The 14,695-nt window shown below is 65.0% G+C and carries 16 protein-coding genes; 14 read left to right on the top strand and 2 right to left on the bottom strand.

The window, feature by feature from the left end; all coding sequences use genetic code 11:
* Positions 1–3: 3 nt before the first annotated feature.
* From cyoB to rimO, 7 genes are all read left to right on the top strand, one after another.
* The gene (gene cyoB / locus ACNAOH_RS13430) at positions 4–2,013 is read left to right on the top strand and encodes a cytochrome o ubiquinol oxidase subunit I (protein WP_443970655.1); all 2,010 of its coding nucleotides are present in this window, start codon (positions 4–6) and stop codon (positions 2,011–2,013) included.
* A 4-nt stretch (positions 2,014–2,017) separates the two neighbouring features.
* Positions 2,018–2,647, top strand: a complete 630-nt coding sequence (cyoC, locus tag ACNAOH_RS13425; RefSeq protein WP_443970654.1) for a cytochrome o ubiquinol oxidase subunit III — start codon at positions 2,018–2,020, stop codon at positions 2,645–2,647.
* Entirely contained in the window at positions 2,644–3,036 is a 393-nt protein-coding gene (gene cyoD / locus ACNAOH_RS13420; RefSeq protein ID WP_443970653.1) for a cytochrome o ubiquinol oxidase subunit IV, read from the top strand. Before cyoC ends, cyoD begins: the two co-directional genes overlap by 4 nt.
* Positions 3,033–3,743 (top strand): SURF1 family protein, encoded by a 711-nt coding sequence (locus ACNAOH_RS13415; RefSeq protein WP_443970652.1) that lies wholly within the window; start codon positions 3,033–3,035, stop codon positions 3,741–3,743. The genes cyoD and ACNAOH_RS13415 overlap by 4 nt, the downstream gene beginning before the upstream one ends.
* On the top strand, positions 3,740–5,056 hold the full coding sequence (locus ACNAOH_RS13410; protein WP_443970651.1) for an ATP-binding protein: 1,317 nt from the start codon (positions 3,740–3,742) through the stop codon (positions 5,054–5,056). Before ACNAOH_RS13415 ends, ACNAOH_RS13410 begins: the two co-directional genes overlap by 4 nt.
* Entirely contained in the window at positions 5,053–5,586 is a 534-nt protein-coding gene (locus tag ACNAOH_RS13405) for a response regulator transcription factor (RefSeq protein ID WP_443970650.1), read from the top strand. The genes ACNAOH_RS13410 and ACNAOH_RS13405 overlap by 4 nt, the downstream gene beginning before the upstream one ends.
* A 260-nt stretch (positions 5,587–5,846) precedes the next feature.
* Complete coding sequence (gene rimO / locus ACNAOH_RS13400; RefSeq protein WP_443970649.1) at positions 5,847–7,226, top strand: 30S ribosomal protein S12 methylthiotransferase RimO; 1,380 nt, start codon at positions 5,847–5,849, stop codon at positions 7,224–7,226.
* Position 7,227: 1 nt separating this feature from the next.
* On the opposite strand, the gene ACNAOH_RS13395 is transcribed toward rimO, so the two are convergent.
* Positions 7,228–8,088 carry a DUF4163 domain-containing protein gene (locus ACNAOH_RS13395; RefSeq protein ID WP_443970648.1) on the bottom strand — a complete coding sequence of 287 codons (861 nt, stop codon included), beginning with the start codon at positions 8,086–8,088 and terminating at the stop codon, positions 7,228–7,230.
* A gap of 91 nt (positions 8,089–8,179) precedes the next feature.
* Between ACNAOH_RS13395 and ACNAOH_RS13390 the strand changes: the two genes are divergently transcribed.
* The 6 genes from ACNAOH_RS13390 (at position 8,180) to ACNAOH_RS13365 (ending at position 12,784) form a co-directional block, all read left to right on the top strand.
* Positions 8,180–9,580, top strand: coding sequence for a leucyl aminopeptidase family protein (locus tag ACNAOH_RS13390; protein ID WP_443970647.1), 1,401 nt, complete (start codon positions 8,180–8,182; stop codon positions 9,578–9,580).
* 141 nt (positions 9,581–9,721) lie between these two features.
* Positions 9,722–10,048 (top strand): MarR family transcriptional regulator, encoded by a 327-nt coding sequence (locus ACNAOH_RS13385; protein WP_443970646.1) that lies wholly within the window; start codon positions 9,722–9,724, stop codon positions 10,046–10,048.
* Positions 10,005–10,913 carry a C40 family peptidase gene (locus ACNAOH_RS13380; protein WP_443970645.1) on the top strand — a complete coding sequence of 303 codons (909 nt, stop codon included), beginning with the start codon at positions 10,005–10,007 and terminating at the stop codon, positions 10,911–10,913. The genes ACNAOH_RS13385 and ACNAOH_RS13380 overlap by 44 nt, the downstream gene beginning before the upstream one ends.
* Positions 10,910–11,839, top strand: coding sequence for an N-acetyl-gamma-glutamyl-phosphate reductase (gene argC, locus ACNAOH_RS13375; protein WP_443970644.1), 930 nt, complete (start codon positions 10,910–10,912; stop codon positions 11,837–11,839). Before ACNAOH_RS13380 ends, argC begins: the two co-directional genes overlap by 4 nt.
* Positions 11,840–11,921: 82 nt before the next feature.
* The gene (gene msrA / locus ACNAOH_RS13370; RefSeq protein ID WP_443970643.1) at positions 11,922–12,464 is read left to right on the top strand and encodes a peptide-methionine (S)-S-oxide reductase MsrA; all 543 of its coding nucleotides are present in this window, start codon (positions 11,922–11,924) and stop codon (positions 12,462–12,464) included.
* A 98-nt stretch (positions 12,465–12,562) separates the two neighbouring features.
* Entirely contained in the window at positions 12,563–12,784 is a 222-nt protein-coding gene (locus tag ACNAOH_RS13365) for a hypothetical protein (protein ID WP_443970642.1), read from the top strand.
* Between the two features lie 23 nt (positions 12,785–12,807).
* Here the strand turns inward: ACNAOH_RS13365 and ACNAOH_RS13360 are convergent, their stop codons facing one another.
* Positions 12,808–13,752 (bottom strand): L-threonylcarbamoyladenylate synthase, encoded by a 945-nt coding sequence (locus ACNAOH_RS13360; protein WP_443970641.1) that lies wholly within the window; start codon positions 13,750–13,752, stop codon positions 12,808–12,810.
* A gap of 63 nt (positions 13,753–13,815) precedes the next feature.
* Here ACNAOH_RS13360 and ACNAOH_RS13355 point away from each other — a divergent pair, with 63 nt between their 5' ends.
* On the top strand, positions 13,816–14,649 hold the full coding sequence (locus tag ACNAOH_RS13355; RefSeq protein ID WP_443970640.1) for an ATP-binding protein: 834 nt from the start codon (positions 13,816–13,818) through the stop codon (positions 14,647–14,649).
* The last annotated feature ends 46 nt before the right edge of the window (positions 14,650–14,695 follow it).

Raw genomic sequence — 14,695 nt, 5'->3', positions numbered from 1 at the left:
TAAATGACTCCGCACCCCGCTCCTGAAACCAGCCTGCTGCTGGGCCGCCTCTCGTTCGAGGCACTCCCGCTGCATGAGCCCATCCTCGTCGTCACGTTCGGCGTCGTGGTGCTCGGCGGACTTGCCGTTCTGGCGCTGCTGACGAAGTTCAAGCTGTGGGGCTATCTCTGGACCGAGTGGTTCACGACTGTCGATCACAAGCGGATCGGGATCATGTACATGATCCTCGGCCTCGTCATGTTTCTGCGCGGTTTTGCCGACGCGGTCATGATGCGCCTGCAGCAGGCGATGGCCTTTGGCGGGTCGGAAGGATATCTGAACGCGCACCATTACGACCAGATCTTCACGGCGCACGGCGTCATCATGATCTTCTTCGTGGCGATGCCGTTCATCACTGGTCTGATGAACTACATCGTCCCGCTGCAGATCGGCGCGCGCGACGTTTCCTTCCCGTTCCTCAACAACTTCAGCTTCTGGATGACGACGGCCGGAGCCATCCTGTGCATGATCTCGCTGTTTGTGGGAGAGTTCGCGCAGACAGGATGGCTCGCTTATCCACCGCTTTCCGGCATTGCCTACAGCCCCAATGTCGGCGTCGATTACTATATCTGGTCGCTTCAGATTGCGGGCGTGGGCACGACCTTGTCGGGCATCAACCTCATCGTGACCATCCTGAAGCTGCGCGCACCGGGCATGAACCTCATGAAGATGCCGGTCTTCACCTGGACCAGCTTGTGCGCCAACATCCTCATCGTCGCATCCTTCCCGATCCTGACCGCCACGCTGGTGCTGCTCACGCTCGATCGCTATGCCGGCACCAACTTCTTCACCAACGACTTCGGCGGTTCGCCGATGATGTACGTGAACCTGATCTGGATCTGGGGCCATCCGGAGGTCTACATCCTCATCCTGCCGCTGTTCGGCGTCTTCTCCGAGGTGACTTCCACCTTCTCGGGCAAGAAGCTCTTCGGCTATACCTCGATGGTCTACGCGACGATCGTCATCACGATCCTGAGCTACCTCGTCTGGCTGCACCACTTTTTCACCATGGGATCGGGCGCGAGCGTCAACAGCTTCTTCGGCATCACGACGATGGTGATTTCCATCCCCACCGGCGCCAAGCTCTTCAACTGGCTGTTCACCATGTATCATGGCCGCATCCGCTTCGAGCTGCCCATGATGTGGACCGTCGCCTTCATGCTCACCTTCGTGGTGGGCGGAATGACCGGCGTGCTGCTTGCCGTGCCGCCAGCTGACTTCGTGCTGCACAACTCGCTGTTCCTTATCGCGCACTTCCACAACGTGATTATCGGCGGCGTGCTCTTCGGCCTGTTCGCGGCGATCAACTACTGGTGGCCCAAAGCCTTTGGCTTCAAGCTGGACGTGTTCTGGGGCAAGATCAGCTTCTGGTGCTGGGTGGTCGGCTTCTGGCTCGCCTTCATGCCGCTCTACATTCTGGGCCTGATGGGCGTGACGCGGCGCATGCGCGTGTTCGACGATCCCTCGCTCCAGATCTGGTTCATCATCGCAGGGATTGGCGCGGCTGTGATCGCGGCCGGTATCGGCGCCATGCTCGTGCAGTTCGCGGTCAGCATCTGGAAGCGCGAGAGCCTGAGGGATGAAAGCGGCGACCCATGGGGCGGCCGCACGCTGGAATGGGCGACGAGCTCGCCACCGCCGGACTACAACTTCGCCTTTACGCCGGTGATTCACGATCTCGATGCATGGTATGACATGAAGGCGCGCAATGCGGGCCGGCCAACGGAGGGCTTCCGGGACATCCATATGCCGAGCAACACAGGTGCAGGCGTCATTCTCGCCGGGATCAGTCTGGTGATGGGCTTCGCGCTGGTCTGGCACATCTGGTGGCTCGTCGTGCTTGGCTTCGTCGCTCTGGTGGGCGCCTCGATCGCCCACACGTTCAACTACAAGCGCGATTTCCACATTCCCGCCGCCACGGTGACGGAAGTGGAAGAGCTGCGCACACGCAGCCTCGCGGCGCTGGAGGGTTGAGCCGATGAGCAGCACCACAGTCCGCAAGGGCGACGAGCCCGTGAGCTTCTATCAGCTCGACGAGCATCCCCACCCCGAGGGCCACAGCACCATGCTGGGCTTCTGGATCTACCTGATGAGCGACTGCCTCATCTTCGCGATCCTCTTCGCCTGCTATGCCGTGCTGGGCGGCAACTACGCGGCCGGGCCAGGACCGAAGGACCTGTTCGACCTGGGACTCGTGGCCGTGAACACGGCGATGCTGCTCCTCTCCTCGATCACCTATGGGTTCGCGATGGTCGCGATGCAGCGCGGCAGCCTCAACGGCACGCGGGCTTGGCTGGCCGTGACCGGCCTGTTCGGCGCGGCGTTCCTCGGCATCGAGCTCTATGAGTTCGCGCACCTCATTCACGAAGGTGCGACGCCGCAGCGCAGCGCCTTCCTCTCCGCCTTCTTCACGCTTGTCGGCACGCACGGGCTGCACGTCACTTTCGGCATCATCTGGCTGGTCACGCTGATCGTCCAGCTCGGAAAGCACGGCCTCATCGCGGCCAACCAGCGCCGCGTCGCCTGCCTCAGCATGTTCTGGCACTTCCTCGACGTCGTGTGGATCGGCGTCTTCACTCTGGTCTATCTGATGGGAATGCTGCGATGAGCCCTAATCCGCACGCCGATCCGCACGCCGGGCACGGCCATGATGGCCACGCTGTTGCCGAACTCCCGCACGCCTCGCTGCGCGACTATGCGATCGGCTTCGTCCTGTCCGTCATCCTCACCGCGATCCCGTTCTGGCTGGTGATCGCGCGCCCGCTGGATGTCGGGCCGACGGTGGCGCTGGTGATGACCTTCGCGGTCGTCCAGATCATCGTCCACATGATCTATTTCCTGCACATGACGCCCAAGGCGGAAGGCGGCTGGTCACTGACGTCGCTGGTGTTCACGATCATCGTCGTCATCATCATGCTCAGCGGATCGCTGTGGGTCATGTATCACCTCAACACCAACATGATGCCGACACCGCATGATATGAGCCAGATGCCGTGAAGCGCTCCCGCACCCTGGTGCGGGGTGCGATCGCCGCGGCGCTGCTGGCCATGGCGGCAGGGTTCGTCGCGCTGGGGATCTGGCAGATCGAACGGCGCGCCTGGAAGCATGCGCTGATCGCCGCCGTCGACGCGCGGATCCATCGCACGCCAGCCCCGCCGCCCAAGCCCGCTCAATGGCCACAAGTGAGCGCCGAGCGCGACGCCTATCGCCATGTTCGCGTGACAGGGCGCTACCGGCCTGAAGGCGAGACGCGGGTCCGCGCCGTGTCCGATCTCGGCGCCGGCTACTGGGTGATGACACCGCTGACGACCCGCAACTTCACGGTCCTCGTCAACCGGGGTTTCGTCGCGCAGGGCGCGCATGCGCTCCCGGCCCCGGAAGGCGTCGTCGCGGTGAGCGGCCTTCTGCGGATCAGCGAGCCGGACGGCGGTTTCCTGCGCCGCAATAACCCGGCGAGCGGCAACTGGTACTCGCGCGATGTCACCGCGATCGCGCAGGCGCAGCGCCTGTCGAACGTCGCGCCCTATTTCATCGACGCCGAAGCGCGGGCCGACAGCGACTATCCGGTGGGCGGGCTGACCGTCGTGCATTTCCCGGACAACCATATGGTCTATGCGCTGACCTGGTTTGCTTTGGCCGTCATGTCGCTGGGCGGCGCATGGAAGGTCGCTGCTACGCGGGGCAGGCATCTCCACCACAAATGAGCTATGAAGGCATCATTGTGGCTCAGAATGTCGTCCAACCCGCCGAAGCCGATGCCGGCCGGCGCAACATGCGCTTGCTGGTCCAGCTGCGCTGGCTCGCGGTGGGCGGGCAGCTCGCCACGATCGGCGTGGTGCACGGGCTCATGGGCATTGCCCTGCCACTGGTGCCGCTGCTTGGCGCGGTCGCGATGCTGGCAGGCATCAACCTTCTGAGCGAACTCTTCCTCCACCGTCGCAGCGTCGTCACCAATGGCGAGCTGACCGCAGCGTTGCTCCTGGATGTCGCGGTGCTGGGCTGGCAGCTCTATTATTCCGGCGGGCTGGCCAATCCCTTCGCTTCCCTCTTCTTGCTGCAGGTCGTGCTTGGCGCCATCCTGCTGAAGCCCCTCTCCTCCTGGGGTATTGTCGCTGCCGCGCTGGTCACTCTCGCCATCCTGCGCACCGATGCGACCCCGCTTGCGCTCCCCGAGCCGTACAATGACAATCCGCTGGCGCTCTACCTCCGGGGCAGCCTCGTCTCTTTCGCACTCATCGCGATCCTACTCGTCGCGTTCGTCGCGCGAATCACTTTGAATCTGCGCGAGCGAGACACGGCGCTGGCGACGATCCGGCAACGCGCAGCGGAAGAGGACCATATCGTCCGCATGGGCCTCCTCGCCTCCGGCGCAGCCCATGAACTGGGCACGCCCCTTTCGACGCTCTCGGTCATCATCGGCGACCTCAAGCGCCTGCCGCCTTCGTCCGGCGGACCGGACCTCACCGAAGACGTGGCGGAAATGGAAGCCGCCGTCGCCCGCTGCAAGACCATTGTGAGCGGCATCCTCATGTCTGCTGGCGAAGCGCGCGGCGAAGCGCCCAAGGTCACGAGCGTGAGGCAGTTTATTTCCGACATCGTCGAGGAATGGCGGTCCAGCCGGATGCCGGGCATTGTCGATTTCAACGACCGCTTCGGTGACGATGTCCAGATCGTCTCGGACGGGGCGCTCCGGCAGGTGATCGGCAACATCATCGACAATGCCGCCGACTTCTCGCCGGACTGGATCGGCATTGCCCTGTGGCGCGAACAGGAAGCCCTGATGCTGGAGATCATGGACCGGGGGCCGGGCTTCTCCACGGATATATTGTCCGCCTTCGGCCAGCCCTATCGCTCGACCAAAGGGCGACCGGGAGGCGGTCTCGGCCTCTTCCTGCTGGTCAATGTCGTCCGCAAACTTGGCGGAGAAGCGGCGGCCGGCAATCGCGAGCAAGGCGGCGCCTTCGTCCGCATCATCATTCCGCTGCGATCACTCGCTTATGGAGGAGGGAAAGCATGAGCGAGCGCAGAATCCTCGCCATCGTGGAAGACGACGTGGCCTTTGCGCGCACGCTCAAGCGTTCGTTCGAGCGGCGCGGCTACGAGGTTCATGTCGCGCACGACCACGAGGCACTGCTTGCGCTGCTGGAGACACACCGGCCCGGCTACGCAGTGGTGGACCTGAAGCTCGCAGGCGCCTCCGGGCTGGTATGCGTGCAGGCCCTGCGCGCGACCGACGCCGCCATGCGGATCGTCGTGCTGACCGGGTTCGCCAGCATCGCGACGGCGGTCGAGGCGATCAAGCTCGGCGCTTCCTATTATCTCGCCAAGCCCTCCAATACGGACGACATCGAGGCCGCATTCTCGCGATCGGAAGGGGATGCGGAGGCCGCGATCGATGGTCGGCAGTCCTCGATCAAGACGGTGGAATGGGAGCATATCCACCAGATGCTGGTCGAGACGGACTTCAACATTTCCGAAACGGCGCGGCGGCTGGGGATGCACCGGCGCACGCTGGCCCGGAAGCTGGAGAAACGGCGCCTGCGGTGAGCCGGCTCACGCATTGCTGCCCGGCCGGAAGGTTCTAAAGGTTACACCTCTTGGGGCAAAAAAATATCGCGCTCCTCAAGAGGAGCAGAACGGGAAGACAGACGACAAGAAAGAGCCGGAACGCAACTGCGCCCGGCAGAGCATGTCCTGAGAAAGGCCGTGTAGGACAGCGATTTTCGTGGGCGCTCGCGACCGCGCCAGCCCTCGTCCTTTCCGCCTGATGACAATCGCGCCTCTTGCGCCTATATGCCCGCGCAATCATGGCATTGAAGATTCCCGAGGCGCCGAAAGTCGGCATGGTCTCGCTCGGCTGCCCCAAGGCGCTGGTCGACTCCGAACGTATCCTGACCAAACTCAGGAGCGACGGCTATGCGCTGTCCCCCGATTATGCCGGGGCGGATGTGGTGCTGGTCAACACCTGCGGCTTCCTCGACTCCGCGAAGGAAGAGAGCCTGGAAGCCATTGGCGAGGCGATCGCCGAGAACGGCCGGGTCATCGTGACCGGCTGCATGGGCAATGAGGCGGAACTCATCCGCGCGCGCTTCCCCGATGTTCTGGCCGTAACCGGTGCGCACCAGTACGAGGCCGTGGTCAACGCGGTGCATGATGCGGCGCCCCCGGTGCCGAATGCCTTCGTCGATCTGGTGCCCGAGGGCGGCCTGAAGTTGACCCCGCGCCACTACAGCTATCTCAAGATTTCCGAAGGCTGCAATCACCGCTGCTCCTTCTGCATCATTCCCGCGCTGCGCGGCGACCTCGCCAGCCGGCGGATCGACGCCGTGCTCCGCGAGGCTGAGAAGCTGGTCGCGGCGGGCACGAAAGAACTGCTCGTCATCAGCCAGGATACGTCTGCCTACGGGGTGGATGTGCGCCACGAGGAGCGGATGTGGAAGGGCGAGAGCGTCCGCACCCACATGACCGACCTCGCCCGCGCACTCGGTCAGCTCAAGACGCCCGATGGCCACACGCCCTGGGTGCGGCTGCACTATGTCTACCCCTATCCGCATGTGGACAAGGTGATCCCGCTGATGGCGGAGGGCCTGCTGACGCCCTATCTCGACATTCCCTTCCAGCACGCCGCGCCCAATGTGCTCAAGGCCATGAAGCGCCCCGCCAACGAGGCCAAGGTGCTGGAACGCATCAAGAGCTGGCGCACCATCGCGCCCGATCTCACCATCCGCTCCTCCTTCGTCGTCGGCTTCCCCGGCGAGACGGAAGCGGACTTCCAGTATCTGCTCGACTGGCTCACTGAAGCGCAGCTCGACCGGGTCGGCGGCTTCCGCTTCGAACCGGTGGAAGGCGCTGCTGCCAACGACCTACCCGGCGCGGTGCCCGAAGACGTGAAGGAAGAGCGCTTCCAGCGGCTGATGGCGCACACCGCCGCGATCAGCGCGGCCAAGCTCGCCGCGAAGATCGGCCGGACGCTGCCGGTCATCATCGACGAAGTGGGCGAGCCGGACGAAGAAGACGGCAGCGTGGGCGCGACCGGCCGCAGTCAGGCGGATGCCCCGGAAATCGACGGCCATGTCTATCTGCGCGACGTGGACCCGGCGCTCGTGCCCGGCGACATCATTGACGTCACGATCGAGGATGCGGACGAGCACGACCTGTTCGGCGTGCCGGCGGAGAGCGACGCTTAAGTCATCTCACCGCGAATGCGCTTTTCCAGGCCGGCTTGACTGTCGCGAGGGTCGCGGCGGTCATCGGCAGTTCGATCACGTAGCTGCCCTCGGCATATGGCCCGGCATTATAGGGCGCGATGAGGATGCGGACAGTGTCGAGCGCCTTGCCGCCCTTCGAGATCGGCAGAATGTCCTGATCGGTCATCGCCACGCAGCTCACGAAGTCGCTGATCTCGTCGGGATCGGGCTTGACCGGCGCGCCGCGCTTTTTCTCGCGCTGCTGGTCCAGTTCCTTGCAATAATCATCCTTCGCGACGCGGGCGAAGGCGGCGACATCCAGCAGGTCGCGCGTGGCAAGACGCTTGCCCGCCGCCTTGTCCCAGATGATGTCCGTAGCGATCGGCATGCCATGCGCGCCGCCGGTATAGATATAGCCCTCGCTCTGAAGGATCAGCACGGCGGGGGTGTCGGCCACCAGCTTGAAGCTCTCTTCATAGCTGTGCGTGCGGTACGGATAACCGTCCTTCTTCGCGGAGGCCTGATCCGCCTTGGCTGGCCCGAGCGCCTTCTGCCGGAGCGTGGCCGCATTGCCGCGCAACCAGCTGTCGAGCGGGGCGATGGCCGCTGCCTCGGCAGGCCAGGCGTAACTGAACTCCAGAACCTGGGATTTGTCGGCTATTGTGACCGCGCTGGCCGTCGCAGGCTTCGCGGACTCGTTGAGGCTGGCATTGCCTGCCTCGCCCGTTGCGCCGGACAAGGCCGCATTTGCGAGCGCGGTGTTTGCGGCGTTGCCTTCATCGCGCGCTGCCCCGCACGCGGCGAGCAAGGCAAGGAACGGCAGGCTCAGGCATAGTCGACGTTCGAACAATGACGCTTTCATCGACTCTCTCCGGCTGAACCAGACCCATGGTAGGACGGCGGCGGCGATGGTTCAACTTGCCCCTGCCATCGCGCCACCCTAATTCCGGTTCATGACCAGCCTTCCCGATCCCGCCGATCTCGTCCGCCCCGACAATGGGCAGGCAGCCCATCTCATCCATGTCATCGACGCGAAAAGCCACGAGACTTGGCTTGCGGGCCAGCCGGGCCGGGTGCGCGCGGCGCTGGCGGCGCAGGGCTTCAAGCCGACGGGCTATGCCTATGCTATCCTGCCCGGCGAGGATGATGAAGACTGGTCGGTCGTGACGGCCGTCGCGGACCGGGCTGCGCTTTCCAGCTGGTGCCTCGCCAAGCTGGCGGAGGTGCTGCCGGAAGGAACTTACAGGCTCGGGGAAGGAGAGCCCGGACGCGCCGCGCTGGGCTGGATGCTCGGCCAATATCGGTTCGACCGCTACAAGAGCGACACGAAAGCCAAGGGAGCGCGCGTGCTGCTGACCGCGCGCCCTGCGGGCATCGATGCGGTGGCCAGCGAAGCGCGTGCCACGTTCCTCGTGCGCGACATGGTCAATACGCCGACAGCTGACATGGGACCGGGCGACATCGAAGCCGCCGCCGAGCAGATCGCCAAGCGCCACGGTGCAGCGTTCAGTGTCACGCGAGGCGATGCGCTGGAAACCGGCTACCCGATGATCCACGCCGTCGGCCGGGCCGCCGACCGCGCCAATGCGCCTCGCCTCATCGAGATCGTCTGGGGCCGCGAGGACCCGCCGCGTATCGCGATCGTCGGCAAGGGCGTCTGCTTCGACAGTGGCGGGCTGGACATCAAGCCGGCATCGGGAATGCGGCTGATGAAGAAGGACATGGGCGGGGCCGCTCATGCGCTTGCGCTGGCCGACCTCGTCATGACCCGAAATCTGCCGGTGCGCCTACATTGCCTGGTGCCCGCCGTAGAGAATGCGATCAGCGGCAATGCCTTCCGCCCCGGAGACATATTGAAGAGCCGCAAGGGGCTCTCGGTCGAGATCGGCAACACCGATGCCGAGGGGCGGCTGATCCTGGGCGATGCCCTCACACGCGCGGGCGAGGAGACGCCCGAACTCATCATCGATTTCGCGACGCTGACTGGCGCAGCGCGCGTAGCGCTGGGGCCGGACCTGCCCGCGACCTTCGCGAATGACGATGCGGTGGCGCAGGCGCTGGAGAAGGCGGGCACGGCAGTGGACGACCCGATCTGGCGGCTGCCCCTCTGGCAGCCCTATCACGAGCTCTTCAAAAGCGACGTCGCCGATCTCAACAACAGCGGCGAAAGCGGCTTCGCGGGCGCGATCACGGCGGGGCTCTTTCTGGAGAAATTCGTACCCGCCGAAGCGAAATGGGTTCATTTTGATACATTTGCCTGGCGGCCGACCGCGCGGCCCGGCCGTCCCAAGGGTGGCGACGCGCTGGGACTGCGCGCCGCTTATACATTTCTGAGCGAGCGATACGGCGTTTGATTGCGCTTTCGTTGCGAAGATACCGGCAACGCAACCATTCCCACAGCCGCGCGTTAGGGCCGGATGAACAAGTGGGGCGCCACGGGCAACGAAATGCAGACAGCTCAGCAGGGAGACGGTCTAACCTCGTGGATGGGTACAATGGTGCGCTACGTGCGCTCCGGTCAGCCCGATCTGACCAATCGTCAGATGGCCATGATGATGCTGATTTATGCGGATCCCGACCCGAGCACAGTGCGCGGCCTCGCCCATAAGCTGAGCGTAGCTAAGCCCGTTGTCACCCGCGCGCTGAATCGGCTGGGACAGCTCGGCTTCGTCAGAAGAGAGCGCGACATGAGCGACCGACGCAATGTCTTCATTCGACGCACCGGCAAGGGGGCGGAATTCCTTGACCTCTTCGACCGATTCATCGCAGGGAGCGCCGATGAATCAGGGACAGAAAGCCAACGCGGGAAGCGCACGGCCTGACCGCATCCGTTTTCGGTTAAGCGGGGTGACGCACCCCTACGACACTCGCACGAACGCGATCCGTCCCGATCTGGCCGATCTCGCTCTGGCGGAAACCCATTTCGCGCCGCATTATGCCGCAGCCGTTCCGCTGGTTTGCGTGGCGGATCAGGCTTTCCTTTATGGCGAGCCCGATGCGCGGCGGAGCGCCACGAGCGAACTGTTGTTCGGCGAGAGCTTCCATGTGCTGGATGTGCGGGCCGACTGGGCATGGGGCTATAGCTCGCACGACCATTATGTCGGCTATCTGCGCCGCGACGCGCTTGGCCTGCCGACCGCTCCCACGCATCGCACCCGTCACGTGGCACCGGTTTTCACGGCTGCGGACATTAAGTCGCCTGTCGTGCGCGTTCTGCCAATCGGGAGCCTCGTTGCGGGGACGCCGGGCGACGCGTTCCTCGATGTCGCCGATGGCCATATCCACAACCAGCACGTGGTCCCGATCTCTCAGCATGAGACGGACTGGGTGGCAGTTGCGGAGCGCTATCTCGGCCAGTCCTATATCTGGGGCGGGCGCGGCAGCCGGGGCGTCGACTGCTCGGGCCTCGTCCAGATGGCGCTGGGCGCCTGTGGCATCCCCTCCCCGCGCGACAGTGATCAACAGGCGGCCGCGCTCGGCGCGCCGATCCCCGAGGGCGAAGCCCTGCGGCGGAGCGACCTCGTCTTCTTTCCTGGCCATGTCGGCATGATGGCGGACGAAACACACCTACTGCATGCCAATGCTTACTGGATGTCGACCGTCATCGAGCCGCTGGCCGATGTGGTTGCTCGTCTTTCGGCCAGCCACGGCACCCCGATCATCGCGCGGCGGAGGATCATACCATGAGCGTGCGGCTCTTCATCGACGGCGCAGCGGGAACGACAGGTCTGCAGATCGCAGAACGCCTCGCGGGCCGGGGTGAGTTCGATCTCATTCAGCTCGACGATGCGGCGCGCAAGGATGACAGCGCGCGTGCAGAGGCACTAAACGCCGCCGATATCGCGATCCTTTGTCTGCCAGACGACGCCGCTCGTGCCGCCGTGGCTATGATCGCGGATGGGACCACGCGTGTCATCGACGCATCGACCGCGCATCGCACCGCGGGCGGCTGGGTCTATGGTCTGCCGGAAGTAAGCGGACGCGATGCAGTGACGCAGGCTCGCTTCGTCAGCAATCCGGGCTGCTATTCCACCGGCTTCATTGCTCTCGTCGCGCCGCTGGTCGCGGCAGGCCTGATCCCCGCCGACGCGCTGCTGAGCTGCAACGCCGCCTCTGGCTATTCGGGCGGCGGCAAGAGCATGATCGCGGACTATGAGGGACCGGACGGCGCGCCGTCGGCTTTCCGCACCTATGCGCTGACGCTGACCCACAAGCATGTGCCAGAGATGCAGGGCGCAAGCGGCCTCGCGCATCGCCCGCTGTTCGCGCCGACCGTGGTGCCGCTCTATTCGGGCATGATCGTGGAAGTGCCGCTGCACCGCGCGATGCTCTCGACGGACACGAGCGCCGACCGGCTGCGGCAGGCGCTCGCCGACCATTATGCGGGATCGCCGATCATCAGCGTGGCGCAGGCTCACGACGGCGCAACCCTGTCGATCGAGCACCTGGCGGGTACGGATCGGCTGGAGCTCTTCGTCTTCGCTGACCCGGAAAGCAGCCAGATCCGCCTCGTCGCGGCGCTCGACAATCTCGGCAAGGGCGCATCCGGCGCGGCAGTGCAGAACCTGAACCTGATGGCGGGACTGCCCGAGACGGCAGGCCTGCGCCTCTAAGGCCGAAGCGGGCAAAGGGATTGCGCGAAGGCGGGCGCTTCCTATCTTGAGGGTCATTCCCCCTCAAGGAAAGAACCATCCCATGACCACGCACTATGCCACGCTTGCCGGCGGCTGCTTCTGGTGCACCGAGGCGGTCTATCAGAACCTCAAGGGCGTCTTGAGCGTCGAGAGCGGCTATATTGGCGGCGAGAAGGCCAACCCGAGCTACGAAGAGGTGTGCTCCGGCAGGACCGGCCACGCGGAGGCGATCCGCATCGGCTACGACCCCGAGCAGATCGGCTATGGCGACCTGCTCGACGTGTTCTTCGCGACGCACGACCCGACCACGCTGAACCGGCAGGGCAACGACATCGGCACGCAGTATCGCTCCGCGATCTTCCCGCATGACAACGCGCAAACGGCTGAGGCAGAGGCGGCCATCGCCCGCGCGCAGGCCGACCAGACGGACCCGATCGTCACCACGATCGAGCCGATGGCGCCCTGGTATCCGGCCGAGGATTATCATCAGCGCTACTGGGAGCGTGTGGGCGACCGCAATCCCTATTGCATGGCGGTGATCCCGCCCAAGCTGGCCAAGCTGCGCAAGGGCTTTGCCGAGCGGCTGCGCGAGACAGCCGCCTGACAACGAGCGGTGCGGCGGCACGGGCTGCCGCACTGTTCACAATTTGAACAGATTTGGCGCGCTAGCTGCGATTATTCCCGCGATCACAGGATGAAGTCATGCTGCGCACTGCCACCACCACTGCCCTTTGCGGCCTGATGATCGCCACTCTGCCGGGCTGCGTTCGCACTGTAACGAGCGCCGCAACTCTACCCTTCCGCGCCGCCAACCAGACGGCCGACTGGATGACAACCAGCCAGAGCGAAGCCGACCGCAATCGCGGCAAGAAGCTGCGCAAGAAGTGCGAGAAAGAGTATAATCCCGACTATTGCGGGAATTGAGCGCCGGGCTCGGTGTGATCGCCTTAAGCCGCCGCTCGTGCCAGCCGATCGTTGATCGCGATACCGATGCCCTCATGGGGGATAGGCGCGATGCTGATACAGGCGCGATCGCTCAAATCACCTTCATGAAGCGCCGCAAACAAGCGCGCCGCCGCCTCCAGAAGATCGCTGCTTTCGCTGAGATTATAGTCGCTGGCGCCCGGACCAAAGCCAATGTGAAATGCGCCCTCAGCGGGCTCTGTACGGTTCAGCAGAACGGGTTTCCCCGGCGCATAATGGCTGGCGAGCTGGCCGGGTGCGGTGATCGCATCCCCCTCCCCGCGCGCGATAACAGGCACCCCCGCCACGGAGGCCAGCATGTCCGCATCGACAGGGCCGGGGCGCAGCAGGGTTAGCGCTGCCTCCCCCACGGCGACGATCGTGGATTCGAGGCCCGCGCTCGTGGGTCCATCATCGAGAATGAGGGGAGTGCGGCCATCAAGGCTGCGGAGGACATGCGCCGCGCTCGTCGGGCTGATCGATCCGCTGGCATTGGCCGACGGCGCCGCCAGGGGTACGCCACTCGCCGCGATCAGCGCGCGCATGGCCGGATGCGCTGGCATACGGATCGCGACGGTCGGAAGCCCCGCCGTAACGAGCCGGGCAACCGGGCTCTCCGACGCGAGAGGCAGCACGAGCGTGAGCGGACCGGGCCAGAAAGCCGCGGCAAGCCGATCCGCCAGGGGCGAGAAGGTCGCGATGCTTCGGGCCATGGCCATGTCAGTTACATGGACGATCAGCGGATTGAAGCTGGGCCGGCCCTTCGCGGCATAAATGCGGGCCACTGCGGCGGCGTCCGTGGCGTCGGCAGCAAGGCCATAAACCGTCTCGGTCGGCGCGGCGACGGGCTGGCCGGCGCGGATCAGCGTGGCGGCCTCGCCAATCGCGGCATCGCTCAGCGGCAGGATCTGGGTCTTAAGAGCGGACACGCGCCGCCTATAGCGCCGCCGCCCGCACTTGTCGCGCGGTACGCGCGGCCCTAAAGCGCCCGCATGATTACGCCCGAGCACCAAGCCGCCCTCGATCGCATCGCCAGCGCACTGGAGCGGATTTCGCCCCCTGCCCCGCCGCCGGTCGATCTGGAGGCGCACCCCGCCTATCGCTGGGATGGCAAGGCGCTCGGCGTGGTCCAGGATTTCCGTCCGCTCGACTATACGCTGCTTGCCGGCATCGACGCCCAGAAAGAGGCGTGCCTGGAGAATACCCGCCGCCTCGCAGCCGGCCATGCGGCCCATGACGTGCTGCTATGGGGCGCGCGCGGCACGGGCAAGTCGTCCACGGTGGCGGCATGCGTGGGCCATGTGCAGAGGACGGGCGGCAATCTCGCGCTGGTCGAGGTCGCGACGGATGACCTGCGCAGCCTCGCGACGCTCTTCGCGCTGCTGCGGGAGACCGAGCGGCCCGCCATTGTCTATATCGACGATCTGGGCTTCGACGAGAATTTCGGCGGGGATGCCCGCGCGCTGCGCTCCATGCTGCAGGGTGGCGCAGCGGCGCGACGCGGGACGGTGCGCCTCTACGCTACCTCAAATCGCCGCCATATCGTGCCGCGCCATCTTTCCGAGCAGGACGACCCCATCAATCCGCGCGACGCCGTAGACGATCGCATGGCGCTCTCGGATCGCTTCGGTCTGTCGCTGGGCTTCCATGCGCTCGATCAGGATGCCTATGTGGCGATCGTCCAGCGCTATGCCGATGCGCATGGCCTCATGGTCGATGCCAAGGAAGCGATCCAGTGGGCGACCCAGCGCGGCAGCCGGTCCGGCCGCATCGCCTGGCAATATGTCGTGGAACTGGCAGGGCGCGCAGGCAAGACGCTGGATTAAGTCCGAAGCGGCCTGCTCGACGCGCTTCGTACCCGTCCAGCGCTCG

It is taken from the genome of Sphingobium sp. CR28 (assembly GCF_052327305.1).
Lineage (GTDB): Bacteria > Pseudomonadota > Alphaproteobacteria > Sphingomonadales > Sphingomonadaceae > Sphingobium.
The sequence above is the reverse complement of the archived record's forward strand: the minus strand, read 5'-3'. Positions and strand labels throughout refer to the sequence as shown.

Bases quoted from the DNA above. Each gene is read 5' to 3' on its own strand.
- cyoB (WP_443970655.1), top strand. From the start codon at position 4: ATGACTCCGCACCCCGCTCCTGAAACCAGCCTGCTGCTGGGCCGCCTC.
- cyoC (WP_443970654.1), top strand. From the start codon at position 2,018: ATGAGCAGCACCACAGTCCGCAAGGGCGACGAGCCCGTGAGCTTCTAT.
- cyoD (WP_443970653.1), top strand. From the start codon at position 2,644: ATGAGCCCTAATCCGCACGCCGATCCGCACGCCGGGCACGGCCATGAT.
- ACNAOH_RS13410 (WP_443970651.1), top strand. From the start codon at position 3,740: ATGAGCTATGAAGGCATCATTGTGGCTCAGAATGTCGTCCAACCCGCC.
- ACNAOH_RS13405 (WP_443970650.1), top strand. From the start codon at position 5,053: ATGAGCGAGCGCAGAATCCTCGCCATCGTGGAAGACGACGTGGCCTTT.
- rimO (WP_443970649.1), top strand. From the start codon at position 5,847: ATGGCATTGAAGATTCCCGAGGCGCCGAAAGTCGGCATGGTCTCGCTC.
- ACNAOH_RS13395 (WP_443970648.1), bottom strand. From the start codon at position 8,088: ATGAAAGCGTCATTGTTCGAACGTCGACTATGCCTGAGCCTGCCGTTC.
- ACNAOH_RS13390 (WP_443970647.1), top strand. From the start codon at position 8,180: ATGACCAGCCTTCCCGATCCCGCCGATCTCGTCCGCCCCGACAATGGG.
- ACNAOH_RS13385 (WP_443970646.1), top strand. From the start codon at position 9,722: ATGGTGCGCTACGTGCGCTCCGGTCAGCCCGATCTGACCAATCGTCAG.
- ACNAOH_RS13380 (WP_443970645.1), top strand. From the start codon at position 10,005: ATGAATCAGGGACAGAAAGCCAACGCGGGAAGCGCACGGCCTGACCGC.
- argC (WP_443970644.1), top strand. From the start codon at position 10,910: ATGAGCGTGCGGCTCTTCATCGACGGCGCAGCGGGAACGACAGGTCTG.
- msrA (WP_443970643.1), top strand. From the start codon at position 11,922: ATGACCACGCACTATGCCACGCTTGCCGGCGGCTGCTTCTGGTGCACC.
- ACNAOH_RS13365 (WP_443970642.1), top strand. From the start codon at position 12,563: ATGCTGCGCACTGCCACCACCACTGCCCTTTGCGGCCTGATGATCGCC.
- ACNAOH_RS13355 (WP_443970640.1), top strand. From the start codon at position 13,816: ATGATTACGCCCGAGCACCAAGCCGCCCTCGATCGCATCGCCAGCGCA.